The sequence below is a fragment of the Acidovorax sp. GW821-FHT10A04 genome, assembly GCF_059415825.1.
Genome location: NZ_JBWKNZ010000002.1, coordinates 137,788 through 163,967, shown reverse-complemented (window position 1 = coordinate 163,967; position 26,180 = coordinate 137,788). Strand labels below are relative to the sequence as shown.

Annotated in this window: 21 protein-coding genes; 17 read left to right on the top strand and 4 right to left on the bottom strand. The window is 67.4% G+C overall.

The features are described 5' to 3' along the window. The first annotated feature begins 141 nt into the window (after window positions 1-141). The 5 genes from AC07PF_RS05200 to AC07PF_RS05180 all read left to right on the top strand — a co-directional run bounded on the left by AC07PF_RS05200 (window position 142) and on the right by AC07PF_RS05180 (window position 9,677). Window positions 142-3,717 (top strand): indolepyruvate ferredoxin oxidoreductase family protein, encoded by a 3,576-nt coding sequence (locus AC07PF_RS05200; protein WP_494611090.1) that lies wholly within the window; start codon window positions 142-144, stop codon window positions 3,715-3,717. 267 nt (window positions 3,718-3,984) lie between these two features. Beyond that, window positions 3,985-4,320, top strand: a complete 336-nt coding sequence (gene yajC, locus AC07PF_RS05195) for a preprotein translocase subunit YajC (protein ID WP_035206274.1) — start codon at window positions 3,985-3,987, stop codon at window positions 4,318-4,320. 84 nt (window positions 4,321-4,404) lie between these two features. After that, window positions 4,405-6,291, top strand: coding sequence for a protein translocase subunit SecD (gene secD, locus AC07PF_RS05190; protein ID WP_145693902.1), 1,887 nt, complete (start codon window positions 4,405-4,407; stop codon window positions 6,289-6,291). Between the two features lie 12 nt (window positions 6,292-6,303). Next, window positions 6,304-7,257 (top strand): protein translocase subunit SecF, encoded by a 954-nt coding sequence (secF, locus tag AC07PF_RS05185; RefSeq protein WP_007860359.1) that lies wholly within the window; start codon window positions 6,304-6,306, stop codon window positions 7,255-7,257. A 17-nt stretch (window positions 7,258-7,274) separates the two neighbouring features. Continuing rightward, window positions 7,275-9,677: a DUF1631 family protein gene (locus AC07PF_RS05180; protein WP_494611089.1), complete on the top strand. Its 2,403-nt coding sequence runs from the start codon at window positions 7,275-7,277 to the stop codon at window positions 9,675-9,677. A 45-nt stretch (window positions 9,678-9,722) separates the two neighbouring features. Here the strand turns inward: AC07PF_RS05180 and dprA are convergent, their stop codons facing one another. Both dprA and AC07PF_RS05170 read right to left on the bottom strand, forming a co-directional pair. Next, window positions 9,723-10,892: a DNA-processing protein DprA gene (dprA, locus tag AC07PF_RS05175; protein WP_494611399.1), complete on the bottom strand. Its 1,170-nt coding sequence runs from the start codon at window positions 10,890-10,892 to the stop codon at window positions 9,723-9,725. Window positions 10,893-10,986: 94 nt separating this feature from the next. Then, window positions 10,987-12,201 carry a LysM peptidoglycan-binding domain-containing protein gene (locus tag AC07PF_RS05170; RefSeq protein ID WP_494611088.1) on the bottom strand — a complete coding sequence of 405 codons (1,215 nt, stop codon included), beginning with the start codon at window positions 12,199-12,201 and terminating at the stop codon, window positions 10,987-10,989. 200 nt (window positions 12,202-12,401) lie between these two features. Here AC07PF_RS05170 and def point away from each other — a divergent pair, with 200 nt between their 5' ends. From def to AC07PF_RS05120, 10 genes are all read left to right on the top strand, one after another. Then, entirely contained in the window at window positions 12,402-12,908 is a 507-nt protein-coding gene (def, locus tag AC07PF_RS05165; RefSeq protein ID WP_007860353.1) for a peptide deformylase, read from the top strand. Between the two features lie 173 nt (window positions 12,909-13,081). Then, window positions 13,082-13,573 carry a hypothetical protein gene (locus AC07PF_RS05160; RefSeq protein WP_494603908.1) on the top strand — a complete coding sequence of 164 codons (492 nt, stop codon included), beginning with the start codon at window positions 13,082-13,084 and terminating at the stop codon, window positions 13,571-13,573. Between the two features lie 23 nt (window positions 13,574-13,596). Further along, entirely contained in the window at window positions 13,597-14,586 is a 990-nt protein-coding gene (gene fmt, locus AC07PF_RS05155; RefSeq protein ID WP_494611087.1) for a methionyl-tRNA formyltransferase, read from the top strand. Next, window positions 14,583-15,416 carry an AzlC family ABC transporter permease gene (locus AC07PF_RS05150; protein ID WP_494611085.1) on the top strand — a complete coding sequence of 278 codons (834 nt, stop codon included), beginning with the start codon at window positions 14,583-14,585 and terminating at the stop codon, window positions 15,414-15,416. Before fmt ends, AC07PF_RS05150 begins: the two co-directional genes overlap by 4 nt. After that, window positions 15,413-15,748, top strand: coding sequence for an AzlD domain-containing protein (locus tag AC07PF_RS05145; protein ID WP_494603912.1), 336 nt, complete (start codon window positions 15,413-15,415; stop codon window positions 15,746-15,748). The genes AC07PF_RS05150 and AC07PF_RS05145 overlap by 4 nt, the downstream gene beginning before the upstream one ends. A gap of 72 nt (window positions 15,749-15,820) precedes the next feature. Continuing rightward, window positions 15,821-17,017 (top strand): phosphoglycerate kinase, encoded by a 1,197-nt coding sequence (locus AC07PF_RS05140; protein ID WP_494603914.1) that lies wholly within the window; start codon window positions 15,821-15,823, stop codon window positions 17,015-17,017. A gap of 135 nt (window positions 17,018-17,152) precedes the next feature. Continuing rightward, the gene (pyrF, locus tag AC07PF_RS05135) at window positions 17,153-17,977 is read left to right on the top strand and encodes an orotidine-5'-phosphate decarboxylase (RefSeq protein WP_494603916.1); all 825 of its coding nucleotides are present in this window, start codon (window positions 17,153-17,155) and stop codon (window positions 17,975-17,977) included. A gap of 49 nt (window positions 17,978-18,026) precedes the next feature. Then, window positions 18,027-18,923: a LysR family transcriptional regulator gene (locus AC07PF_RS05130; protein ID WP_007860173.1), complete on the top strand. Its 897-nt coding sequence runs from the start codon at window positions 18,027-18,029 to the stop codon at window positions 18,921-18,923. A 123-nt stretch (window positions 18,924-19,046) separates the two neighbouring features. Further along, entirely contained in the window at window positions 19,047-20,030 is a 984-nt protein-coding gene (locus AC07PF_RS05125; protein ID WP_494611084.1) for a Bug family tripartite tricarboxylate transporter substrate binding protein, read from the top strand. Between the two features lie 5 nt (window positions 20,031-20,035). After that, window positions 20,036-21,022: a M14 family metallopeptidase gene (locus AC07PF_RS05120; protein ID WP_494603922.1), complete on the top strand. Its 987-nt coding sequence runs from the start codon at window positions 20,036-20,038 to the stop codon at window positions 21,020-21,022. A gap of 6 nt (window positions 21,023-21,028) precedes the next feature. Here the strand turns inward: AC07PF_RS05120 and AC07PF_RS05115 are convergent, their stop codons facing one another. Continuing rightward, on the bottom strand, window positions 21,029-22,108 hold the full coding sequence (locus AC07PF_RS05115) for a PepSY-associated TM helix domain-containing protein (RefSeq protein ID WP_494611083.1): 1,080 nt from the start codon (window positions 22,106-22,108) through the stop codon (window positions 21,029-21,031). A 27-nt stretch (window positions 22,109-22,135) separates the two neighbouring features. Continuing rightward, a complete protein-coding gene (locus AC07PF_RS05110) occupies window positions 22,136-24,256 on the bottom strand; it encodes a TonB-dependent receptor family protein (protein WP_494611082.1) in 2,121 nt (706 codons plus the stop codon). 379 nt (window positions 24,257-24,635) lie between these two features. Between AC07PF_RS05110 and AC07PF_RS05105 the strand changes: the two genes are divergently transcribed. Together AC07PF_RS05105 and AC07PF_RS05100 are read left to right on the top strand one after the other, a co-directional pair. Further along, window positions 24,636-25,388: a tyrosine-protein phosphatase gene (locus AC07PF_RS05105; protein ID WP_494611081.1), complete on the top strand. Its 753-nt coding sequence runs from the start codon at window positions 24,636-24,638 to the stop codon at window positions 25,386-25,388. 145 nt (window positions 25,389-25,533) lie between these two features. After that, complete coding sequence (locus AC07PF_RS05100; protein WP_007849767.1) at window positions 25,534-26,109, top strand: hypothetical protein; 576 nt, start codon at window positions 25,534-25,536, stop codon at window positions 26,107-26,109. Window positions 26,110-26,180: the final 71 nt, after the last annotated feature.

Here is a 26,180-nt window from a genome sequence, read left to right as displayed (position 1 = left end):
CACACAACGCAAAGACATATCAGCGACGCGGGCATACACTTGTCTCCACACTGGAGGTGCCGCCCTAAACGGGTGACAGCGCCGTGATCCACCGCCCCCACAAGGGGCGCACCCCACAAAAAAGCCAATGGAGACATAGCCATGAATGCACCCCTGCCCGAGCACATCCGCAAGGCCCTCGAGACCGTCACGCTCGACGACAAATACGCTTTGGATAGCGGGCGGGCCTTCATGAGCGGGGTGCAGGCCCTGGTTCGTCTGCCCATGCTGCAGCGCCAGCGCGATGCGATGGAGGGGCTGAACACGGCCGGCTTCATCAGCGGCTACCGCGGCTCGCCCCTGGGCACCTACGACCAGTCCCTGTGGGCGGCCAAGAAGCACCTGGCGGCCAACAACATCGTCTTCCAGCCCGGGGTGAACGAGGAACTCGGCGCCACGGCGGTCTGGGGCACGCAGCAGCTCGACCTGTACCCCCAGTCCAAGAAGTTCGACGGTGTCTTCGGCATCTGGTACGGCAAGGGACCGGGCGTGGACCGCTGCTCGGACGTGTTCAAGCACGCCAACATGGCCGGCACCGCCAAGCACGGCGGCGTGATCGCCATTGCGGGCGACGACCACATCAGCAAGAGCAGCACGGCCGCCCACCAGAGCGACCACATCTTCAAGGCCTGCGGCACGCCGGTGTTCTTCCCGAGCAGCGTGCAGGAAATCCTGGACATGGGGCTGCACGCCTTTGCCATGAGCCGCTTCTCGGGCGTGTGGTCGGGCATGAAGACTATCCAGGAGGTGGTCGAGTCCTCGAGCAGCATCTCGGTGGACCCCGATCGCGTGAAGATCGTGATGCCCGAGGACTTCGTGATGCCGCCCGGCGGCCTGCACATCCGCTGGCCCGATGCGCCGCTGGAGCAGGAAGCGCGCCTCATGGACTACAAGTGGTATGCGGCCCTGGCGTACATCCGCGCCAACAGGCTCAACTACAACGTCATCGAAGGCCCGAACGACCGCTTCGGCATCATCGCCAGCGGCAAGGCCTACAACGACACGCGCCAGGCCCTGGTGGACCTGGGCCTGGACGACGACACCTGCCGCCAGCTCGGCATCCGCGTGCACAAGGTCAACGTGGTGTGGCCGCTCGAGGCCACCATCACGCGCGACTTCGCCCAGGGCCTGCAGGAGATCCTGGTGGTCGAGGAAAAGCGCCAGGTCATCGAGTACCAGCTCAAGGAAGAGCTGTACAACTGGCGCGCCGACGTGCGCCCCCACGTGCTGGGCAAGTTCGACGAGCCTGAGGGCGATGCCACGGGCGGCGAATGGTCCATGCCCAACCCCAGCCAGAACTGGCTGCTGCGCGCCAAGGCCGACCTGACGCCGGCCATCATCGCCAAGGCCATCGCCAAGCGCCTGAAAAAGATGGGTGTATCGAGCGACATCATCGCCCGCATGGATGCGCGCATTGCCGTCATCGAGGCGAGCGAGCGCGGCATGGCCGAGCTCAAGGTGGAAACCGGCGAGCGCGCGCCCTGGTTCTGCAGCGGTTGCCCGCACAACACCAGCACCCGTGTGCCCGAGGGCTCGCGCGCCGTGGCCGGCATCGGTTGCCACTACATGGCCAACTGGATGCCCGACCGCAACACGTCCACCTTCACGCAGATGGGCGGCGAGGGCGTGACCTGGGTGGGCCAGGCCCCGTTCACCACCGACCAGCACGTGTTCGCCAACCTGGGCGACGGCACCTACTTCCACAGCGGCCTGCTGGCCATCCGCCAGAGCATTGCGGCCGGCACCAGCATCACCTACAAGGTGCTCTACAACGACGCCGTGGCCATGACCGGCGGCCAGCAGGTGGGCGAACGGCCCGAGGGCCACTCGGTGCTGCAGATCATGAACAGCCTCAAGTCCGAGGGCGTGGTCAAGCTCATCATCGTCACCGACGAACCGCAGAAGTACGACGGCGTGGCGCTGGCCGCGGGCGTGACGGTGCACCACCGCGACGAACTCGACACGCTGCAGCGCCAGTTCCGCGAGATCAAGGGCTGCACGGTCATCATCTACGACCAGACCTGCGCCACCGAAAAGCGCCGCCGCAGGAAGCGCGGCACCCTGGCCACGCCCGACAAGACCGTGGTCATCAACGACCTGGTGTGCGAGGGCTGCGGCGACTGCTCGACCAAGTCCAACTGCCTGAGCGTGGAGCCGGTGGAGACGGAATTCGGCCGCAAGCGCCGCATCAACCAGAGCACCTGCAACAAGGACTACTCCTGCGTGAATGGCTTCTGCCCGAGCTTCGTCACGGTGGAAGGCGGCAAGCTCAAGAAGCCCAAGAAGGAAAAGAAGGGCGACCTGGCCAGCCTGCCGGCCATCCCCGAGCCGGTGCTGCCCGTGGCCGAAGCGGCCTGGGGCATCGTGGTCGGCGGCGTGGGCGGCACGGGCGTGATCACCATCGGCTCGCTGCTGGGCATGGCAGCGCACCTCGACGGCAAGGGCGTCATCACCCAGGACGCCGGCGGCCTGGCCCAGAAGGGCGGCGCCACCTGGAGCCACATCCAGATCGCCAACCGCCCCGAGGCCATCTACACCACCAAGGTCGACACCGCCAAGGCCGACCTGGTGATCGGCTGCGACTCCATCGTCGCGGCGCACAAGTACACGCTGGCCGTGATGCAGCCGGGCCGCACCTTCGTGGCGCTCAACACGCATGGCACGCCCACGGCGGCCTTCGTGACCAATCCCAACTGGCAGTTCCCGGGCGCCAACTGCGACAGCGCCATCGCGGCGGCCGTGGGGGCCGGTGGCGTGGGCAGTTTCGATGCCGAGCAGGTGGCCACCCAGCTGCTGGGCGACAGCATCTACACCAACCCGCTGATGCTGGGCTATGCCTGGCAAAAGGGCCGCGTGCCGCTGTCGTTCGCTTCGTTGATGCGCGCCATGGAGCTCAATGGCGTGCAGGTGGACAACAACAAGGCAGCCTTCGAATGGGGTCGCCGCTGCGCCCATGACCTGAAGGCCGTGCAGTCGCTGTTCCAGGCCGCGCAGGTGATCGAGTTCGTCAAGAAGCCGTCCATCACCGAGATGCTGTCCAAGCGCGTCGACTTCCTCACGGGCTACCAGAACGCCGCCTACGCAGCCGAGTACACGGCCTTCGTGGAAAAGGTGCGCGCCGCCGAAGGCAAGCTCGGTACCGGCACCCGCCTGTCGGAAGCCGTGGCCCGCTACCTGTTCAAACTCATGGCCTACAAGGACGAGTACGAGGTGGCGCGCCTGCACACCGACAAGGCCTTCACGGACAAGATCGCGAACATGTTCGAGGGCGACTACAAGCTGGTGCACCATCTGGCCCCGCCCATGACGGCCAAGAAGAACGACCGGGGCGAACTGGTCAAGCAGCCCTTCGGCCCCTGGATGCGCAGCGCCTTCGGCGTGCTGGCCAAGCTCAAGGGCCTGCGCGGCACGGCGTTCGACCTGTTCGGCAAGACCGAGGAGCGCCGCATGGAGCGCGCACTGATCGTGGAATACCGCGCCTGCCTCGACGAGCTGCTGCAGAGCCTCAGCGCCGACAACCTGGCGCTGGCCGTGGAGATTGCGCGCATTCCCGAAGAGATCCGTGGCTATGGCCATGTGAAGGAGCGCCACCTGGCTGCGGCCCGACCCAAGTGGGCTGGCCTGATGGCCCAATGGCGCCAGGGCGGTGCGGTGCAGACGCAGCGCCAGGCCGCTTGAAGTGGGGCGGCCTGGCCGCACCTTGATCGGAGAGCCCGCGCTTGCGCGGGCTTTTTGCTATTGAAAGTGTAGCTTTCGAGTCTTTGCAGGCTTGCCGGAGGTGGCATTCTGTGGAGGGCAACAAACACCCGCTGCCACCTTGGGTCATACCCCTTGGGGGCGTGGCGGGGGGCCGCATACAATGTCCTGTTCCGCCCGGTGAGCGCGCAGGCGCTGTCTGCAGGCGGTTTTCAGTGTGTTTTGACCATCCGTTGTGGAGTTTCGTCCGTGTTTATTTCTTCTGCTTTTGCCCAGACCGCTCCCGCCGCCGCTGCGGGCGGTGGTGACATGATGTCCTCGCTCACCGGCATGCTGCCCCTGGTGCTGATGTTCGTGGTGCTGTACTTCGTCATGATCCGCCCCCAGATGAAGAAGCAGAAGGAGCACCGCGCCATGATCGACGCCATCGCCAAGGGCGATGAGGTGGCGACCGCAGGCGGCATCGTCGGCAAGGTCACGCGCCTGTCCGAAGGCTTCCTGCACCTGGAAATCGCGAGCGGCGTCGAAATCCAGCTGCAGCGCAGTGCCGTGGTGCAGGTCCTGCCCAAGGGCTCGGTCAAGTAAGGCCGCAAAGCCCCCTGTATCCGGGGCGCCCCGGCCCGTGCGGGCGGCGCCCCCTGAAGCTTTCCAAGAGGCAAGAGCGCGATCATGAACCGATATCCGGTGTGGAAGTACGCGATCCTGGTGATCGTGCTGCTGGTGGGGACCCTGTATACCCTGCCCAATTTCTTTGGCGAGGCACCTGCTGTGCAGGTGTCTGCCGTCAAGTCTTCCGTGAAGGTGGATGCTGCGCTGCAGCAGCGGGTGGAAGAGGCGCTCAAAGCGGCAGAAGTCCCGACGGCCTCTGTGAGCCTGGAGGGAGCTTCCCTGCGTGCGCGGCTCGAGAAGCAGGAAGACCAGGAAAAGGCCAAGTACACCATTCAGAAGGCCTTGGTGCCCGATGAGTCCGACCCCTCCTATGTGGTCGCGTTGAACCGCATCTCGCTGTCGCCCAAGTGGCTGACCTCCATTCGTGCCATGCCCATGTACCTGGGGCTGGACCTGCGCGGTGGCGTGCACTTCATGCTGCAGGTGGACATGCAGGCGGCGCTGACCAAGAAGGCCGAGTCGTATGCCGGCGACCTGCGCACCGCGCTGCGCGACAAGAACATCCGCCATGGCGGCATCAGCCGCGATGGCCAGGCCGTCGAAGTACGCCTGCGCGATGAAGCTGCCGTCACGGCCGCCCGCAACCTGGTCAGCGACCAGTTCCCCGACCTGGTGACGACGAGCGTGCCCGATGGCAGCGAATTCAAACTGCGCGCCACCATCAAGCCGGAGGCCACGCGCCGCGTGCAGGAGCAGGCGCTCAAGCAGAACATGGTCACCCTGCACAACCGCATCAACGAGCTGGGCGTGGCCGAGCCGGTGATCCAGCAGCAGGGCCTGGACCGTGTTGTCGTGCAATTGCCTGGGGTGGAGGACACGGCCAAGGCCAAGGACATCCTGGGCCGCACAGCCACCCTGGAAGTGCGCATGGTCGACGAGGGCACCGAAGCCCGATCGGCCGAGTCGGGCCGCGGCCCGGTGCCGTTCGGCTCCGAGCGCTACCCCGAGCGCAACGGCCAGCTCGTGGTGGTCAAGAAGCAGGTCATCCTGACCGGCGAGAACCTGACCGATGCCCAGCCCGGCTTCGACGGCCAGACCCAGGAGCCCACCGTGAACCTCACGCTGGACGCCAAGGGCTCGCGCATCTTCCGCGACATCACGCGCGACAACATCGGCAAGCGCATGGCCATCGTGCTCTTCGAGAAGGGCAAGGGTGAAGTGGTCACGGCCCCCGTGATCCGCAGTGAAATCGGTGGCGGCCGGGTGCAGATCTCGGGCCGCATGACCACGGCGGAAGCCAATGACACGGCGCTGCTGCTGCGCGCCGGCTCGCTGGCCGCGCCCATGGAAATCATTGAGGAATACACCATCGGCCCGAGCCTGGGTGCCGACAACATCGAGCGCGGCATCCACAGCGTGGTCTGGGGCCTGGCGGCCATCGCGGCCTTCATGTGCTTCTACTACATGCTGTTCGGCGTGTTCTCCAGCATTGCGCTGGGGGTCAACGTGCTGATGCTGATGGCAGTGCTGTCCATGCTGCAGGCCACGCTGACGCTGCCCGGCATCGCCGCCATGGCGCTGGCCATCGGCGTGGCCATCGACTCCAACGTGCTGATCAACGAGCGCATCCGCGAGGAGCTGCGCGCCGGCCTGTCGCCGCAGGCGGCCATCCATGCGGGCTACGAGCGCGCCTGGGCGACCATCCTGGACTCCAATGTGACCACGCTGATCGCCGGCCTGGCGCTGCTCGCCTTTGGCTCCGGCCCGGTGCGCGGCTTTGCCGTGGTGCACTGCATCGGTATCCTGACCAGCATGTTCTCTGCCGTGTTCTTCTCGCGCGGCCTGGTGAACCTGTGGTACGGGCGCCAGAAGAAGCTCAAGAGCGTGTCCATCGGACAGGTCTGGAAACCTGACGCCGACGGTACCTCCGTGGCCAAAACGAACTAAAGGACAGCGGCCATGGAATTTTTCCGCATCAAAAAAGACATCCCCTTCATGAAGCACGCGTTGATCTTCAACGCGATCTCCTTCATCACTTTCGCGCTGGCGGTGTTCTTCCTGCTCACGCGCGGGCTGCACCTGTCGGTGGAGTTCACGGGCGGCACGGTCATGGAAGTGGCCTACAGCCAGCCGGCCGAGCTCTCCAAGGTGCGTGAGACGGTGTCGGCGCTGGGCTACCCGGACGTGCAGGTGCAGACCTTCGGCTCCGCTCGCGACGTGATGATCCGCCTGCCCGTGCAGAAGGACGTGACTTCGGCCCAGCAGAGCGAGCGGGTGCTCACTGCGCTCAAGTCTGCCGACCCGGAGGTCACGCTGCGCCGCACCGAGTTCGTCGGACCGCAGGTGGGCGAGGAACTGGTGCACGGTGGCCTGATGGCGCTGGCGATGGTGGTGGTGGGCATCATGATCTACTTGGCCTTTCGCTTCGAGTGGAAGTTCGGGGTCGCGGCCATCATCGCCAACCTGCACGATGTGGTGATCATCCTTGGGTTCTTCGCATTCTTCCAGTGGGAGTTCTCGCTGTCGGTGCTGGCGGCCGTGCTGGCCGTGCTGGGGTATTCGGTCAACGAATCGGTCGTGATCTTCGACCGGATCCGCGAGGCCTTCCGCAAGTACCGCAAGATGACGACGCACGAGGTGATCGACCACGCCATCACCAGCACCATGAGCCGGACCATCATCACCCACGCGTCCACCGAGGCGATGGTGCTGTCGATGTTCTTCTTCGGCGGCCCGAGCCTTCATTACTTTGCTCTCGCGCTGACCATTGGTATCCTGTTCGGTATCTACTCGTCGGTGTTCGTGGCCGCGGCGATTGCCATGTGGCTGGGCGTCAAGCGCGAAGACCTGATCAAGACCACTACCAAAAAGGACGGCGATCCCAACGATCCCAACGCCGGGGCCGCCGTCTGAACCGCTAATATTGGCGCATGCAAAACTCCCCTGCCCCCTCACCGCAGCGCCGCCTGGCACGCTTGGCGCGCCAGCGGTTTGTCGAGGGGCTCTGCGCAGGGCTGGCGGAGGTGGACAAGGCCGTCGCTGATTTCCTGGGCGTGCTGATCGCGCAGACCGGCACCGCGCGCGAGATGCAGTCCCGCCGCGACACCTGGATGCTCTACCAGCAGCACCATGCCAAGTGGGTATCGGCCACCAGCCAGGCATGGCAGGAGGCCTTGGCGCCCCACACCAGCGCGCGCTCGGGGCTGACCGCAGCGGGCGGCAACAACCTCAGCCTGTCGTTCGAGTTGCTCAGCGACGATGTGGTGGAAAACAAGATCGTCGCCTCGCGCATGGCGCTGACCGTGGCCGAGCAGGCGGGGCAGCACTTCGATGCGCTGCGCCAGCGCACCCAGTCGCTGGAGGGGCAGGAGATAGACAGCAGCGACATCCTGCGCCCCGAAACCATCTGCCTGCTGCTGGTGCAGCAGTGGGTGGAGGCGGGTTTGCCGCGCACCGACCTGCTCACCGTGGTGGATCCCCTGCAGCGGGAACTGGCGAACGTGCTGCAAAAGCAGTACCAGGCCACCAATGCCTTCTATGTGGAGCAGGGTGTGGCAGTGCAGTCCGACCTGCGCTCGCGCGTGCGGCGCACCGGGGGCGGTGGCGGTGGCGGCGCACCGGGCGGTGGCGATTCCGGTCCGGCAGGCCTGGCGTCGCAGGCGCTGGCACAGTCGCGCGAGGCGATTGCGGCAGGTCGCCAGGCGGCGGCCGCGGGCATGTACCCGCAGCAGATGCAGCCCCAGCACATGCAAGGGGGTTATATGCCGCCAGGCCCGGGCTATCCCATGGCCCCCGGCGGCGGCGGCATGGGCATGGGCTTTGCGACCGGCATGACGCCGCTGATCCGCGCGCGCCAGCGCGCACAGGGTGTCATGGGCCAGTTGCGCCGGCTGCTCACCCAGCCCGCCACGGGCTTCGACATGGTCAAGGCGCCGCCGGCCTCTGCGGCCCTGGCCCATGCGCTGTCGGCGCAGCGCGTCCAGGCGGACACCTACTACAGCGGTGTGGCCACGCTCATGGAAGACTACAGCCCGGCTGCCGTGGTGCAACTGGCCGGTACCGTGCGCGAGCGTTCCACCGAGTTCAAGAACAAGGCCTCCACCGCAGGTGAAAAAGCCATCATCGAGGTGGTGGCCCTGATGTTCCAGAGCATTCTGGCCGAAGACCGCATCCCGCCTGCCGTGCGCGTGTGGTTTGCGCGCCTGCAGGTGCCGGTGCTGCGCGTGGCCCTGGCCGAGCCCGAGTTCTTCAGCAACCTGGACCACCCTGCGCGCCAGTTGATCGACCGCATGGGTGCCTGCGTGATGGGCTTCGATTCCACCAGCATCAATGGCAGCGCCCTGGAGGCCGAGATCCGCCGCGTGGTGCAGGTGATCGAGCAGTACCCGGAGACCGGTCGCCGCGTGTTCCAGCTGGTCTACGACGAGTTCGAGAAGTTCCTGTCCAAGTTCCTCACCGAGAAGCAGGCCACCTCGCGCCTGGTCAGCGTGGCCCAGCAGGTCGAGCAGAAGGAAACCCTGGCGATCCAGTACACGATCGAGATGCGCACCATGCTCAAGGACATGCCGGTGCGCGACGAGATCCGCGAGTTCCTGTTCAAGACCTGGGCCGAGGTGCTGGCCCTGTCGGCCGTGCGCGATGGCGCCCAGCATGCCGACACCATCACCTTGAAGCGCACGGCCGCCGACCTGGTGTGGGCCGCCAGCGCCAAGCCCAACCGCAGCGACCGGGCGCAGGTCATCCAGAACCTGCCCGGCTTGCTGCAGCGCCTGCGCCAGGGACTGGCGCTGATGGGCATCCATGACGCCCCGCAGGACGCCCTGATCAAGACGCTCACCGACACGCTGGCCGATGCCTTCCTGTCCAAGACCGCATCGATCCCGCAGGCGCACATCGAGGCCATGGCCAAGCGCCTGGCCAATCTCGAGGATTTCATCAGCGATGCAACGCTGGGCGACATGCCGCTCAATGCCGACAACATCGAGATGATGCTGGGCATCGACGCCTCGTCGATCCATGTCGTGGCCGACAACGGTGCGCCGGTGGACGAGGGCATGGTCGTCTGGGCGCAGGAACTCAAGCCCGGCACCTGGTACACGCTGGACCACAACGGGGCATCGGCCCAGGTGCAGTACGCCTGGCAGAGCCAGCGCAAGCAGCTGCACCTGTTCGCCGCGGTGGATGGCAGCAGCTACCTGATCCAGCTGCGGCGTCTGGCTGCCTACCTGCAGGCCGGCCTGCTGGTGGCGCAGGACGAAGAGGGCATCACCACCCGTGCCACGCGCGACGCGCTGGCCAAGCTCGACGCCAATCCGGAGCGCCTGCTGGGCTGATCTGCAGGCGCGGCAGTAGTGCCTGCGGGGCTCCCCTGGTGCGGGCTACGCTGTTCCCATGCGCTGGAACAGTCCGCCAGGCAAGCGCGCCACGTTTCCCGCCAGTTCGAGTTCCAGCAGTTGCACCTGAAGGCTGGCCGCGTCCATGCCGGTGCGGGCCAGCAGGGCATCCAGGCCCATGGGGTCGAATCCCAGTGCTTGCAACAGGGGGCTGTCCTGCCGCGGATGCCCGCGCCCGAGGCCTTGCGGACCCGAGGCGCCCGCCGGGGCGGCGGCCGCAGCGGGCAGGCTCAATTCCTCCAGCACGTCCTGGGCGGACTCCACCAGCTTGGCGCCCTGTCGGATGAGTGCGTGGCATCCACGGGACTGGGGCGAGTGGATGGAGCCCGGGATGGCGAACACCTCGCGGCCTTGCTCCGCCGCCAGCCGGGCGGTGATCAGCGAGCCTGAGGCAAGGGCTGCCTCGACCACCAGCGTGCCCTGCGAGAGCCCGGAAATGATGCGGTTGCGCTTGGGGAAATTGGGGGCCAGCGGTGGCGTGCCCAGGGGGTACTCGCTCACCAGCAGTCCCTGCCGGGCGATGCGGTGGGCCAGTGCCCGGTTGGCTGCAGGGTAGACCCGGTCCAGCCCGGTGCCGACCACGGCAATGGTCGCGGGTTGGTCTTCGCCCAGGCCGGCGCTCTCAAGGGCACCCTCATGGGCCGCCGCATCCACCCCCAGCGCCAAGCCCGAGACGATGGTGAGGCCGGCGCCGTGCAAGGACTTGGCGAACTGCCGTGCATGCTCCGCGCCCTGGGCCGTCGGATTGCGGCTGCCCACCACGGCCAGGCAAGGCCGTTCGCCCAGCGGATGCTCGGACGCCAGACGTGCAGCGGGCCCCATCAGGTACAGCAGCAGCGGGGGATCGTCGGTGTTCAGGAGCGTGCGCGGATAGCCGGCGTCGCCCAGCGTGAGCAGCGTGCGGGCTGCAGTTTCGGGTTCGGGCGCATCCTGCAGCCATTCCCAGGTGGCTTCCACCAGGTCCGCCAGGGTGGGAGGGATGGCGCGCAAGGCCTTGGCCTGGGCCGGGGTCACGCACTCCAGCAAGGCTGCTTCCGATTGCCCGAAGATGGCCTGCGGCAGGCCGAAGCGGGCCAGCAGAAGCCGCGCGGCGGCATTGCCTACGCCGCGCGACAGCGTCAGCCTGAGCCAGGCCTGCAATTCGTCGTGGTCCATGAGGGGCATGGCGTGGCCCGCCGGCTTCACAAGCCTGGCGCATTCCCCTGCAGGCCGGGCCGGGGGCCCATTGCAGGGGGGATGCGCTGGCGCTTCACTCCTGTGGGCTGACCAGCCGGTCGCCCACGCGCACGCCAGTGCGGATTTCCAGGATCAGCGCGTAGGAGACCCGGTCGAAGGTCCGGAACACCATGGCCAGGCCATTGCTCTCGCTGGGCAGCTTGATCATGGGGAGCTTGGGATCGGTCTTGTCCTTGATCACGTCGCCCTTGGTCAGCAACCGCAGTACATGGCCGGCCTGGAGGCCGTTCCGGGTGCCGAGGTTGATGGCTACCACCTGGTTCTGACCGGCCGCACCCGCAGATGAGCTGCCGTAAATGGATACCACGCGGGCTTCCACATCCCCGCGAGGAACGCTCGGGACGTAGCTGACGAACTCGCGTGCAGGAGCTGGCAGAAGGCGGTCACCGGCACGAATCTCTTCCTTGGCACCGGTGAGGTCCACGGTAGCAGGCACGTAGTCGGTCCGGATGCCGCCCTTGCCATCGGAGGACTTCTCGAAGCTCTCGCCACGCGCCAGTTCGGCCTTGCCCAGGTACTGGGCTTCATATCCCAGAACCTCCCCCGTCAAGGGGTCCTTGAGTGCGACGGCGTCGCGGAATACACGGAATTGGCGGGGTTCCCCCGGCTCCATCGTCAAGGGCGCAGCGGCGTCGCCACGCACATAGGCGCGATCACCGCCGGCCATGAGCACCCGATCGTCCACCGTGGCAATCACGCGCGGGGCACGTTGGAGCACGCTGGCGTCCACCACGAGTGGCTCGACCAGGAACGGTTCGATCAGGTGGGGCTTGAGCGTCGGCAGTGCCGTGCTGGCCAAGCTGTCGCTGCGGGTGCTGGGGGACACGCGAACCGTGTCGGAAGATCCGCTGCCGCCCGGGGCCGTGGTGCGCAGACGGGCATAGCCGCCTTCCTTGTCCAGGTACAGCGTCTGACCCGGGTAGATCAGGTGCGGGTTGGGCAGGGCCTGCATGTTCATGCCCCACAGTTCGGGCCAGCGCCAGGCGCTTTTCAGGTACAGGCCGGAGATGCCCCACAGCGTGTCGCCACGCTTGACCACGTACACATCGGGTGCGTTGGGTGCCAGGTCGGCCACGGGAACGCCGCGCTGCGACACTTCCTGCGCTGTGGCGCGCTGCTGACCGGAAATGGGGTGATTTTGCGCCTGGGCCGGTGCGACGAGCAAAGCGCCTGCGGCCACGGTCAGGGCGCCCAGGGCGGTTAGCCGCGCGCTGGTGAATGCCGTCATGTGGATCCTTTTTTGATGCATTGTGAAACGCCCCCTCACTGGCGTCCGAACTGTGTTGCACATGCAAGCAGCCGGACGAATACGTTACAAACCTTCTTAGATTCTCTGCTCAAGCCCTTGATTCGGCAACGATTATTGGGTTGAGTATCTGCAGCTTTGGGCAAAAGTGGCGAAAATAGCGACATCTATTACCCGATTCCATGGCAATTCTCCCCATTCTCTGTTATCCAGACCCCCGGCTTCACAAGGTCGCCCGGCCCGTTGAGGCCGTGGATGCACGCCTGAAGACCCTGGTGTCCGACATGCTGGCCACCATGTACGACGCCAACGGCATCGGCCTGGCTGCCACCCAGGTCGACGTGCATGAGCGCCTGATCGTGATCGACGTCTCCGAAGGGCGCAACGAGCCCATGGTGCTGATCAACCCCGAAATCGTCTGGGCCAGCGCCGAAAAGCACGTCAACGACGAGGGCTGCCTCTCGGTGCCCGGCATCTACGACGGGGTCGAGCGCCACGACGCCGTGCATGTGAAGGCGCTCGATGCCGAGGGCCAGTCGCGCACCGTCGAGGCCGAGGGCCTGCTGGCGGTCTGCATCCAGCACGAGATGGACCACTTGCTGGGCAAGGTCTTCGTCGAATACCTGTCACCCCTGAAGCGCAACCGCATCAAGACCAAGATGGTCAAGCAGCAGCGGGAGAACCGCTGATGGGCCCAGGAGCGTGCGTGGCAGAAGGAACATCGGCTGCAACACCCGATAGACCGGTCTCGCTGGGCATCACCTCCGGCGCCCAGGCGTCTACCCTGGGCTTGTCGGTACTACCCCGCGGTCCCCGGTTTTCGAGCGCTTCGCTTCGATGCCTTCTGCCGCGCACGCTCCTGGTGGCGCCCCGCGTGCTGCGCGGTGCCGCAGCGCTGGCACTGGTGGCGGGCCTAGCGGCCTGTGCCGTGCCCTTGAGCGAGCCGCTGGGCACCCCGCGCGCCCAGGTGCTGGCGCGGCAGGGGCAGCCCACCGCCGTCCACTCCCTGCCGCAGGGCGAGCGGTTGCTCTATTCGCAGTTGCCTGCCGGCACCGAGGTGTACAACCTCGACTTTGACGCCAGCGGCAGGCTGGTGCGCGCCGAGCAGGTCCTGACCCAGACCCGGCTCGAGAGCATTCCCCTGGACCAGTGGACGCAGACCGACCTGCAGCGCACCTTCGGCCCGCCGCTGCGGGTGGAGCGGGTGGCCCGCTGGGACGGTGACATCTGGACCTACCGCTTCAAGCAGGGCTCCGACCCGCGCTTTGCCCACGTGCACCTCGATCCTGCCGGCGTGGTCCGCCGCATCGGCTTCACCGACGACATCCCCAATACCGACAAAGGACGAGACTGATCGTCTGTGTTGCAGAAACCCCCATGAACGTCATTTTTGCCGGTACGCCCGAGTTCGCCCGCGTGGCCCTCGAGCGCTTGCTGAAGGCCGGCTTCACCGTCCCCCTGGTCCTCACCCAGCCTGACCGTCCTGCCGGCCGGGGCATGAAGCTGCAGGCCTCCCCCGTCAAGCAGTGCGCCCTGGACCACGGTATTGCCGTGGCGCAGCCCAGGAGCCTGCGCCTGGATGGCAAGTACCCCGAGGATGCGGCCGCGGCGCGCGCAGCCCTGCTGGCCGCCCGGGCCGACGCCATGGTGGTGGCCGCCTATGGCCTGATCCTGCCCCAGTGGGTGCTGGACCTGCCGCGCCTGGGCTGCCTGAACATCCACGCCAGCCTGCTGCCGCGCTGGCGCGGCGCGGCACCCATCCACCGCGCCATCGAGGCCGGGGATGCCGAGACCGGCGTCACCATCATGCAGATGGATGCGGGCCTGGACACGGGCGACATGCTGCTCACCGAACGCACCGCCATCACCACGAGCGACACCACCGCCACCCTGCACGACCGGTTGGCCGACCTGGGTGGCCGCATGGTCGTGGAGGCCCTGGAGCTGGCGGCCTGCGGCGGCCTGGCGCCCGTGGTGCAGCCAGCCGAGGGCGTGACCTACGCGCACAAGATCGAAAAGGCCGAGAGCGCCATCGACTGGTCGCAGCCTGCCCAGGCCATCGGCCAGCGCATCCGCGCCTTCGATCCCTTTCCCGGCGCCAGCACCCGCCTGGGTGAGGAGACCATCAAGCTGTGGGCTGGCTTGCCCGAGGCGGGGGATGCCCCTGCCGGGGCCGTGCCCGGGCAGGTCCTGGTTGCCGATGGCGCGGGCGTCACCGTGGCCTGCGGTACGGGGAGGCTGCGCCTGACCACCCTGCAGCGTGCCGGTGGCAAGCGCCTGGCCGCGGCGGATTTCCTGCGCGGCTTTGACGAGCTGCAACCCGGTGCGGTGCTGGGGGTGGCGCTCGGCGCTGGCGGTGCGCCATGAGCACCCTGGTGCAGAAAGTCTCGCGCACCGTCCGCGATCCGCATTTCCGCCTGGCCGCCGTGGACATGGCCGGCACCTCCCTGGGCATTGCGGCCTGGGGTCTGGTCACGGGCGTGGCCATGGTCAAGAGCGGCATGTCCGTGTCGCTGGCCCTGCTGATGTCGGTCGTGGTCTATGCGGGCAGCGCCCAACTGGCCGTGATTCCGCTGCTCACCGTGGGGGCGCCGCTGTGGGTGATCTGGCTCACGGCCTCGTGCGTGAACCTGCGTTTCGTCATCTTCAGCAGCATGTGGCGCAGCTACTTTGCCCACAGGCCCCTGCGCGAGCGCCTGGCCATTGGCTACTTCAGTGGTGACGTGATCTACGTGGCCTTCATGAAACGCTTCCCGGAGCCCCAGTCCCAGCCCGAACAGATGCCTTATTTCTGGGGCGCGGCCGCCACCAACTGGGTCGCCTGGCAGGTGCCCTCCATTGCCGGCATCCTGCTGGCCAATGCGGTGCCGCTGTCCTGGGGCCTGGGCTTTGCGGGCGTGCTGGCCCTGCTGGGCGTGCTGCTGTCGCTGTTGTTCGACCGCGCCACCTGGCTGGCCACGGGCGTGGCGGCCACGGCCGCCGTGGCCGCGTTCGCCCTGCCGCTCAAGCTCAACATCCTCGTGGCCATTGCGGCCGCCGTGGCCGTGGGCCTGATGATGGAGGCGGTAGACCGGCGCCGCAAGAACCGCCACCCCGAGATGCTGCTGGTACCAGCCAACAGCGTAATGCCACCCGAGGAGCGCCAGCACATGAAGGACGGCGATGTGGTGCCGCTGCGCGAGGAGCGCCACCCATGAGCGGCCACTGGATCGAGATCACCATCGCCATCCTCGGGCTGGCCATCATCACCGTGGTGTCGCGTGCCTTCTTCATGATTCCCGAGCGCGAGCTGCCCCTGCCCGACTGGCTCAAGCGCGGCCTCAAGTACGCGCCGCTGGCCGCGCTCACGGCTGTCATCGCGCCCGAGATCCTCATGACCCAGGGCGAGCTGCTGGACACGTTCAAGGACGCGCGCCTGCCGGCCGTTCTGTTTGCGAGTGCTTACTACTTCTGGAAACGCGGCATCCTGGGCACCATCGTGGTGGGCATGGTGGTCTACCTGCCGCTGCACATCGGCTGGGGCTGGTAGGCGCCGGGAGGGGGCCAGGGCGGGCCCTTTAAAATGGCGGCCTTCAGTGCCCCATCCAGGAACCCTTCTTTCATGAACATCCTCCGCTTCTCCGATCTGTGCGCCCAGGGCAAGGCCCAAGGCCAGCGCGTCTTCATCCGTGCCGACCTGAACGTGCCGCAGGACGACAGTGGCGCCATCACCGAAGACACGCGCATCCGCGCCTCCATTCCCTGCATCCAGCTGGCGCTGGACGCCGGTGCTGCCGTCATGGTCACCAGCCACCTGGGCCGCCCCACCGAAGGCGAGTTCAAGCCCGAGGACACCCTGGCTCCCGTGGCCGCGCGCCTCGGGGAGCTGCTGGGCCGCGAGGTGCCCCTGGTCTCCGACTGGGTCGATGGCGTGAGCGTGGCCCCCGGCCAGATCGTGCTGCTGGAGAACTGCCGCCTCAACGTGGGCGAGAAGAAGAACAAGGAAGAGCTGGCGCGCAAGATGGCCGCCCTGTGCGACATCTTCGTGAACGATGCCTTCGGCACCGCCCACCGCGCCGAGGGCACGACCTACGGCATCGCCCAGTTTGCGCCCGTCGCCTGCGCTGGCCCCTTGCTGTCGGCCGAGATCGACGCGCTGACCAAGGCCCTGGCGCAGCCCCAGCGGCCGCTGGTGGCCATCGTGGCCGGCTCCAAGGTGTCGAGCAAGCTCACCATCCTCAAGAGCCTGGCCGACAAGGTCGACCAGCTCATCGTGGGCGGCGGCATCGCCAACACCTTCATGCTGGCCGCCGGCCTGCCCATCGGCAAGAGCCTGGCCGAACCCGACCTGGTGGAGGAAGCCCGCGCCGTGATGGCCGCGATGAAGGCGCGCGGCGCCGACGTGCCGATCCCCACCGACGTGGTGACGGCCACGGCCTTCTCGGCCGATGCGCCGGCCACCGTGAAGGCGGCCACGGACGTCGGTGCCGACGACCTGATCCTGGACATCGGGCCCGAGACCGCCGCCCGTCTGGCCAGCCAGCTCAAGTCGGCCGGCTCCATCGTCTGGAACGGGCCGGTCGGCGTGTTCGAATTCGCGGCCTTTGAAAATGGCACGCGCGCGATTGCGGCCGCCATTGCCGAATCGCCCGCATTCAGCATCGCTGGCGGCGGAGATACTCTGGCGGCCATCGCCAAATACGGTATCGAGAAACAGGTCGGCTATATCTCCACCGGCGGGGGCGCGTTTCTGGAAGTGCTGGAAGGCAAAACGCTGCCGGCTTTCGAGATATTGGAGAAGCGTGCAGTTGCAAAATAACCATTTTGGTTACATTTTGCCCCCTGGAATAAGGCCGTTGCGACGGCCTTTTTTTACGTCCGCAGGGGTTCCCACGAGAGGGGGAAGCGGCCGGCCCACGGCTTTCGTGCCCCGGCCCGCCTAAAATCGGGCCCCATGACCTTTCTAGACATGCTGCGCGACGCGTCCGCACAGAACAACTCCATGCTGTGCGTGGGCCTGGACCCCGAGCCCACCCGTTTCCCTGCAGCGCTCAAGGGCGATCCGCGCAAGATCTACGATTTCTGCGCCGCCATCGTCGATGCCACGGCCGACCTGGCCTGCGCCTTCAAGCCCCAGATCGCCTACTTCGCGGCGCACAGCGCCGAGGACCAGCTCGAACGCCTGATGCAGCACATGCGCGCCAATGCTCCGCATGTGCCCGTGATCCTGGACGCCAAGCGCGGCGACATCGGCTCCACGGCCGAGCAGTACGCCAAGGAGGCCTTCGAGCGCTACGGTGCCGACGCCGTCACGCTCTCGCCCTTCATGGGTTTCGACTCCATCGAGCCCTACCTGGCCTACCACGGCAAGGGCGCCTTCCTGCTGTGCCGCACCTCCAACCCCGGGGGCGACGACCTGCAGATCCAGCGCCTGTCCAGCGTCGCGGGCGAGCCCCTGCTGTACGAGCACGTGGCACGCCTCGCCCAGGGCCCCTGGAACCGCAATGGCCAGCTCGGCCTGGTCGTGGGCGCCACCTACCCGCAGGAGATCGAGCGCGTGCGCGGCATCGCGCCCACGCTGCCGCTGCTGATCCCGGGCGTCGGTGCCCAGGGGGGTGATGCCGTGGCCACCGTGCGTGCCGGCCTGCGCGAGGGCGGGCCCATCATCGTCAACTCGTCGCGCTCCATCCTCTACGCCTCGGGCGGCGAGGACTTCGCCAGTGCAGCGCGTACCGAGGCGGTGCGCACGCGGGCCGTGCTGGAAGCGGCCCGGGCCTGATGTCCCCGGCGTGCCCTGCGCGCGCACCGGTCGCTGCAAGGATTCCCCGATGCAACTGAAGTGGCTGGAGGATTTCATCGTGCTCGCGCAGGAGCGCAGCTTCACGCGCGCGGCCGAGTTGCGGCATGTCACCCATCCGGCCTTTGGGCGGCGCATCCGCGCGCTGGAAGAATGGGCCGGCACCCCCCTGGTGGAAAAAGGCGGTGGCCCGGTCACGCTGACGGCCGCAGGCAAGCGCTTTCTGGAGACGGCTGGCCAGATGGCGCGCAGCCTGGCCCAGTCGCACGAAGAAATGCAGAGCATGGCCGGGCGCACCGCTCGCACCGTGACCATCGTCACGGGCCGTACCCTGGCGCGCACCCTGCTGGCCGACTGGCTGGTGCGGCTGCCGCGCGCGCTGCACGCCAGTGAGCTGTGCATCCGCACCGGCTCCCTGGCCGAGACCGTGGCCCAGCTCGAGCGCAGCGAGGCCGATTTCTCGCTGGTCTACCACCACACCGCCCTGGCCGTGCGGCTCGATGCCCGGCAGTTCAGCCACGTGACCGTGGCCAGCGACCGGCTGGTGCCTGTGTCGCGCGCCACCGCACAGGGCCAGCCGCAGCACCGCTTCGGCCCCGACGGTGCCGCGGCGGCCTACCTGGCCTATGCACCCCAGCTGGCACTGGGCCGCCTGGTGGAGGACCACCTGGCCAACCACCCCCATGCACCGCGGCTGCAGCGGGTGGTGGAATGCGATTCGCCCGATGCCCTGTACGAGTACGCGCTGCGCGGGGTGGGCGTGGCGTGGCTGCCGTGGTCCCTGGTGCATGCCGACTGCAAGGCGCAGCGCCTGGCGCTCGCGGGCGATGCGCGCATGGAGGTGCGCTTCGATGTGCGCCTGTACCGGCCCAAGCGCCGGCTGCCTCCCCTGGCCGAGGCGTTCTGGCAGGCGTTTGCACAGCGCTGAGCGCGTGCCAAGGCGAACCAAAACGGCACATCCTGGTGCCATTTCAGCACCAATGGGATCGGGCGGCATTCTCACAATGGCTTACATACCAAGCCCTGACCCCACCCGATGAGGAGTTCCATTGTGAAAAAACCCGCCCACTTCGCGCGCCGCACCGCACTGCTGTGCGCCCTGGCCTCCTGCTTCGCCGCGGCCCCGGCCTTCGCGCAAGACACCTACCCGGCAAAGCCCATCACCATCGTCGTCGGCTATCCGCCCGGCGGCAGCACCGACCTGACGGGGCGTGCGGTGGCGCAGGAGCTGGGCGCCAAGCTTGGCGTGCCGGTGGTGATCGAGAATATCGGCGGCGCGGGCGGCGCCATCGGCGCCCAGAAGGTGGCCAGTGCCGCACCCGATGGCTACACCCTGCTGGTCGGGGCCAGCAACGAGATCGCGATCAACAAGCTCGTGACCAAGAAGGTCAAGTACGACGTCAAGGACTTCACGGCCATCGGCCTCGTGGCCTCGCAGCCCCTGGTGCTGGTCGCGTCCCCAGGCGCGGGCGTGAAGAACCTGGCCGAGTTCACGCAGAAGGTGGCCAAGAACCCCGGCAAGTACAGCTACGGTAGCTCGGGCGTGGGCACCTCGCTGCACCTGGCCGGCGAGATGGTCAAGGAGCAGGGCAAGCTGTTCATGACCCACATCCCCTACCGCGGCGTGGCGCCGCTCACCAACGACCTGTTGGGCAACAACCTCGAATTCGGGGTGTTCGTGCTCTCCAGTGGCCTGCCCCACATCAAGAGCGGAAAGGTCGTCGCGCTGGGCACCACCGAAGCCAAGCGCTCGTCCACGACCCCGGACATCCCGGCCCTGGCCGAGTCGCCGCAGTTCAAGAACGTGGACATCGGTGTCTGGTTCGCCCTGCTGGGCCCGGCCAACCTGCCCAAGCCCGTGTTCGACAAGATCAAGAAGGCGCTCAACGACACGCTGCAGTCACCCGACTTCCGCAAGAAAATGGAGGCCAGCGGCTCCACCGTGGCGGCTACGACGGTGAACATGGACCAGTACCTGGCCGCCGAGGTGGCCAAGTACAAGAAGATCGTCGAGTTCGCCAAGATCGAGGAATGACCGGCATGACTGCAGCGACGACATCCCAGCCCCTGGTCTTCGAACTGCCCGCGCCCGACATCGGCGCCTGGCGCGCGGGCAATACCGGCACCGAAGGTGTCTGGCACTTCGATTCGGGCGTGCCCGGCCGCCACGTGATGGTCAGTGCCCTGGTGCACGGCAACGAGCTGTGCGGTGCCTGGGCGCTCAAGGGCCTGCTGGAAGCCGGGCTGCGCCCTGCGCGCGGCAAGCTCACGCTGGCCTTTTGCAACCTCACCGCCTTCGACCGCTTCGACCCGCAAAGCCACGACGCCTCGCGCTTCACCGACGAAGACCTGAACCGCCAGTGGCTCGACGAGCGCATGGACGCGGGCGACACCAGCGAGCGCCGCCGTGCCGCGGCCCTGCGGCCCTTCGTGGCCCAGGCCGACTGGCTGCTGGACATCCACTCCATGCACGAGCCCTCGGCGCCACTGCTGCTCACCGGCATCCAGCCGCGCAACCTGCAGCTGGCGCGTGCCATGCGCTCGCCAGAGCACATCGTGGTCGACGCCGGCCACAAGGATGGCGTGCGCATGCGCGATTACGGGCGCTTCGGTCTGGGCGATGCACAGGGGGAGGACACCCGCTCCCTGCTCATCGAGTGCGGCTTCCATGGCGACCCGGCGAGCCGCGCCGTGGCGCAGGACCAGTGCGTGCGCTTCCTCGAACAAGCGGGCGTGCTCGGTGCCCACGCACTGGCGCAGCAACTGCCCGGCTGGCGCCTGCCCGACGCGCCGCGCCAGTGGGCGCTCGAAGTCACCGGGCCGGTGGTGGCCACCAGCAGCGCCTTCCGCTTCGTGGAGCCGTACACCGGCCTCGAAGTGATCGAGAAGGCCGGCACCGTGATCGGCGACAACGACGGCGTGCCGGTCACCACGCCGTACGACGACTGTGTGCTCGTCATGCCCTCGGTGCGCCAGGCGCGCGCAGGCGTGACGGTGGTGCGCTACGCCACGCGCAGGCCCCTGTAGCCGGGGTCAGCGCGGACGCCGGCGCTTCCACCAGAGCCAGACCCCGGTGATGCCCATGCCTGCCAGCACCAGGCCGCCCACGGCGATGAGCGCTTCCAGCAGCACACCTCCGAGCACGCCGGTGTGCAGGGGGTAGATGACTGCCGTTGCGCGCGCCCCGGGGTCCAGTTCGTTCCAGCGGTGGGTGGCCAGCACCTCGCCGGTAGCGGGGTGCAGCCACACCGAGCTCAGCCCATTCGGGTGCGGGTCGTCCGCGAGCCGAAGGCGCACGCGCAGCGGCCGGTCGGCCTGTGCCGGCACCTGCACATAGCCGATGGGCGCACCTGGAAACTGCGCCTGCGCCCGGGCCACCAGGCTGTCGAGCGGCAGCGCGCGGGCCGATGCAGAGCCCTTGGGCAGCGTGGGCACCTTGGTCGGCTCGGCCCCGCTGAGCGTGGTGACGAACCCGCCCAGCGGCCGCCAGGCCATCCAGGCCCCGCTGGCCACCGAGACTGCGATGAGCAGCCCCAGGGCCGCACCGCCCACCCGGTGCAGGTCGAAGAAGGCGCGCAGCAGGTCCTTGTCCAGCACGATGCGCCAGGACGGCGGCCAGCGCCGCGGCCACCAGAGGACCAGGCCGGTGATGAGCAGCAACAGATAGCCGAGCGCCACCCAGGCCAGGACGGCCTTGCCCGTGTCCTGCCACCACAGCGAGCTGTGCAGCTTGAACAGGGCGTTGACGAAGCCCTCGGTTTCACCCCGGCGGCCCTGCTCCAGGCCGGTGGCCGGGTCAAAGTAGACCGTGCCGCGCCAGGGGCCGTTGACCAGCACCCACAGGCTCTCTCCCGACTCGCGTGCGGGCCGCATCGTGAAGCTGCCCTTGGGCCACTCGGCTTTGAGCTTTTGCAGCACATCCTGCAGGGCGGCATCGGGCGAGCCGACGCCAGCCTGCGTCTCGGCACGGAACAGTTCAGGGTGCAGCCAACGGTCGAGCGGCTGCGCCACCACGAGCACGGCCCCGGTCAGCCCCGACAGGATCAGCACCCAGCCCAGACTGAGCGCGGTCCAGCGGTGTACCCGCAGCCAGAGTTGGCGCAGCCGCTGCATGTCAGCGCGCGCCCTTGGTCACCGGCATCAGAATGCGAGGCGACCTTGCACGTACAGCATGCGCGGCGCGCCGACCATGCGGCCGGGGTTGCCGTCCACATTGCGCGTGTAGTAGCGCTTGTCGGCCAGGTTGTTCACGCCCACGGCAATGCTGCTGCCCTTGTAGCCGGGCACCTTCCAGTCGGCCTGGATGTTCCACAGGCGAAAGCCCGGGATGCGGCCCAGGCGGGCGTCGGCGGGTTCGGCGAAGGTGTTGGCCGCATCGGCGTACTGCGCGCTCTGGTGCGTGCTGGCCAGGTTGAAGGCCCAGTCGCCGAGCTGGTAGCGTGCGCCCAGCGTGTCGGTGTTGCGCGAGTAGAAGGGCACGTCCAGGCCGGCCGTGGTGCCCGACTTCTGGATCGCCTTGGTGTAGCTGTAGTTGGCGTACACGTTCAGGCCCGCCAGTGCGCTGGCCTTGTCGAAGCTGTAGTCGATGGCGGCCTCGATGCCCTCATGGCTGGTGGCGCCGATGTTCTGGAAGGTGGCTGGCGTGATGCCGGGCACCTGCAGGATCTGGTTGTCGAAGCGGATCTTGAAGGCCGTGAGTTCGGCGCGGATCTGCGGGGTCTGCCAGCGCGCACCCACTTCGGCGGTCTTGGCCAACTCGGGCTTGAGCGGGTTGGTGGCCGTCTGCGAATTGAGCTGGATGTTCTGCACCGGGCCGAACGAGGTGCCGTAGTTGGCGAACAGCGTGAGCGCCGGGTTCACCAGGTAGGCCACGTTGAGCGAAGGCAGCGCCTTGTTGTTGGTGGTGTCGAAGCGCTGGGTGGAGGCACGGTCCTCGCGGTTCGTCTCGATGTGCTCGAAGCGCACGCCCGGCGTCACGCGCCAGGCACCAAAGGCGATGCGGTCATCGATGTATACGGCGTGCGCGTCGGTGGCATTGTCGAAGCGGGTGGGGACGCTGTTCGCGCCCGTGGCGATGGTCTGGTTGTAGGCCCGGTCGTTGCCGCGCTCGCGCAGGAAGCGGTAGCCGGCCGTCACATCGTGCGTGGTGGCGCCCAGTTGCACGCGCTGGGTGTAGCGCGGCTCGATGCCCAGCACCTCGTAGTCGCGTGGCTGGTGCGCCAGCTGTGTGCTGGTAGCGTTGATCAGCGTGCTCTTGCGCGTGCTGTCGTTGTAGTAGGCGCGCACCTCGAACTCCTGGTTGTCGGAGATCGTGTTGATGTAGCCCAGGTCGAGGCCCTTGCGCTCGCCATTCCAGTAGTCGGTGGGGCGCGTGTTCTGGAAGGGGTTGGCGTTGAACTGCGCCACCGTCAGGCCGCCGGGCGTGCGCGAGTTGACGTCGTAGTAGGAGACCTTGCCGTAGACCTCGGAGCTGCCGGTCAGTTCGTAGCGGAACTTGAAGGCCAGGTCGTTGACCTTCTCGTCGCTGCCCTGGCGCCAGCTGCTGCCGGTCATGCCCGAATACAGAAGTGCCAGGCCCAGGCCGTTGTCCAGCTGCGAGCCCAGGAAGGTGCTGTACTGTGTGTTGTCCTGGCCGCCTTCGCTGTAGTGGTTGTGGCGCACGGTCACGTCACCCGTGAGGCCGGGCTTGGAGGGGATGGCGCGGCTCGTGAAGTTGATGATGCCACCCACGTTCTGCGGGCCATAGCGCACGGCACCACCACCGCGCACCACGTCGATGGACTCGATGTTGTTCAGGCTCACCGGCGCGAACGAGAGCTGGGGTTGGCCGTAGGGCGCCACCGCCAGCGGCACGCCGTCGAGCAGGATGGTGGAGCGCGGGCTGTAGCGCCCGGTCAGGCCGCGCACGCCGATGTTCAGCGAGATCGCGCTGCCCGCGGTGCCCGAGTTCTCGGTGGCCTGCACGCCAGGGATGCGGCGCAGGACTTCGCCGATGTTGGCCGCGCCCGTGCCGTCGATCTTTTCCTTGTCCACCACGGTGCGGGCGCCCGCGAAATTCTTCACGCTGTTTTGCAGGCCTGTGCCGAGCCAGCTGCCCGTGATCTGGATGGTTTCCAGCGCCGGCGAGGCGCTGTCGCCCGCAGGCGACGCATCTTGCGCATGCAGTGCCAGCGGCGCGCCCAGCCAGGCCAGCGCGACGGCTGCGGCGCAGCGGGTGAGCTTCGGTGTCAAAGCGGGTGCCTTGGTGTGTTGTGTCGTCATGTGAATTTCCCCGGTGCGGTGTGGTTCTGGGCCGGTCACGGGCGGGTGCTTTGCATGCACGGCGCGGGACCGGCTGGAAACCTGTTCTTACAATGTCAATGATAGTAATTATCATTCATGCATCCAAAATATGCGCCCCGCCCAGGGCGCTCGCTGAGCTGCAGGGCGGGATCGGCCGGGGCTTGCGTGCTGACTGTTGCGTGTGCGCATCAGGTCCATACCGCTCAGCCGGGTTCGATGGGCGCAAATGCTGGCTCTTTTTGCCCCGCCCGCTGCAGGGCCACCGCGGGGGCGACAGGTGGTGGACACCGGGCTCGGCTAAGCTGGGTGCTCTGCTGAACCAATCACCCGGTCCCTCCTGGGGGATCGCCGCTTCTCCATGCACCAAGACCCCACCCGTTCCCTGCCCATGGCCGGCGCCACCAATTTCCGCGACCTGGGCGGCTACGTCGGGCAGGACGGCCGGGCCGTGAAATGGCGCCGCATCTTCCGCTCCGACCACCTGGCCGGGCTGACCCCGGCCGACCAGGCCCTGCTCGCCGAACTGGGCGTCAGCCGTGCCATCGACTTTCGCGGCAAGGCCGAGGGCGCGGCATATGCCTATGCCATCCCTGGCGTGGCCTACCACCCGCTGGTCATCGAGCCCACGGTGGTGCAGCGCGCGCTGGAGCTGCAGGCCACCGGCCGTGCGCTCACCGCACAGGACGCCGTGGGCCTGATGCAGGACACCTACCGCGGCTTCGTGCACGAGAACGCACCGCGCTTTGCCGAACTGTTCCGCCTGCTGCTGGCCAGCGATGCACCCACGGTGTTCCACTGCACCGCGGGCAAGGACCGCACCGGCTTTGCCGCCGCGCTGATCCTGATGGCCCTGGGCGTGCCGCGCGAGACTGTGATGCAGGACTACCTGCTCACCAACAACCTCTACCGCCGCCCTGCCGGCATGGGCAGCCACGCGCCCGAAGAGGTGCTGGCCGTGCTGTGGCGCGTGCAGGAGGAATTCCTCGACACTGCGCTGCACATGGTCGACCAGGACTACGGCGGCGTGCCGACCTACCTGGTGGACGTGCTCGGGGTCGATGCGGCGGCCCAGCGGCAACTGGCGGCGCAGTACCTGCAGCCGCAGCGCTGATGTGCTCGGGCGCCGGGGGCCGGTGCGAAGTGGCATACGGTGCCAGTCCGTTTACACGCTGATACCTGGCGTTTACATGCAGGCGTTGCAGCGGTGGCATAGTCCACGGCTTCCCTGTGCCGACCGCTTTCCAAGAGAGTTTCGAATGAATTTCCGCAAGCAATGCCTGCGCGCGAGCCTGGTGCTCGCGCTGTCCTTCTCCGCACTGTCGCCAGCGGCCATGGCGGCTCAGACCGAGGCGGAGCGCCAGGCTGTGATCATGTCCATGTTCAAGGACGACGCCGTACTGACCGAAGATGTGCACCGCGAGTTCTGGTCCGGCCTCCAGGATCCCGAGGCCGCCGTGAGTCGCGGTGCTCTGGAGCGCGTGGCCTTCGCGCTCAAGAACAACCTCGAGATGGAGCGTGCGACGGTGGTCAGCTACAAGGCCAGCATCAAGCAGCGCAAGCCGGTGGTGGACAAGAGCTACGAGTCGGCCCTCAAGACCCGTCTGGAGATGATGCAGATGCGCAAGCTCCCGACCGATGCCGTGCTGGCCAAGGACAAGGCGTTCCGCGAATCCCTGGCGCTGGTTGCCAAGGGCAAGCCCGTGGAAGCCAACGGCACCAAGATCACCATGACCAACGCGCTCATCGACCAGGCCCTGGTGCGGCTCGAAGCCTCCTATGCCCGGCTGGAGCGCCTGCTCAATCCCGTGTGGACCCCCGCGCCAGCGAAGTGAGACAGGCAGGGCCGCGGCGCCGATGAGCGCCGGTTCGTGGGCGATACTTCCGGGTTCGGCGATCCATCCGC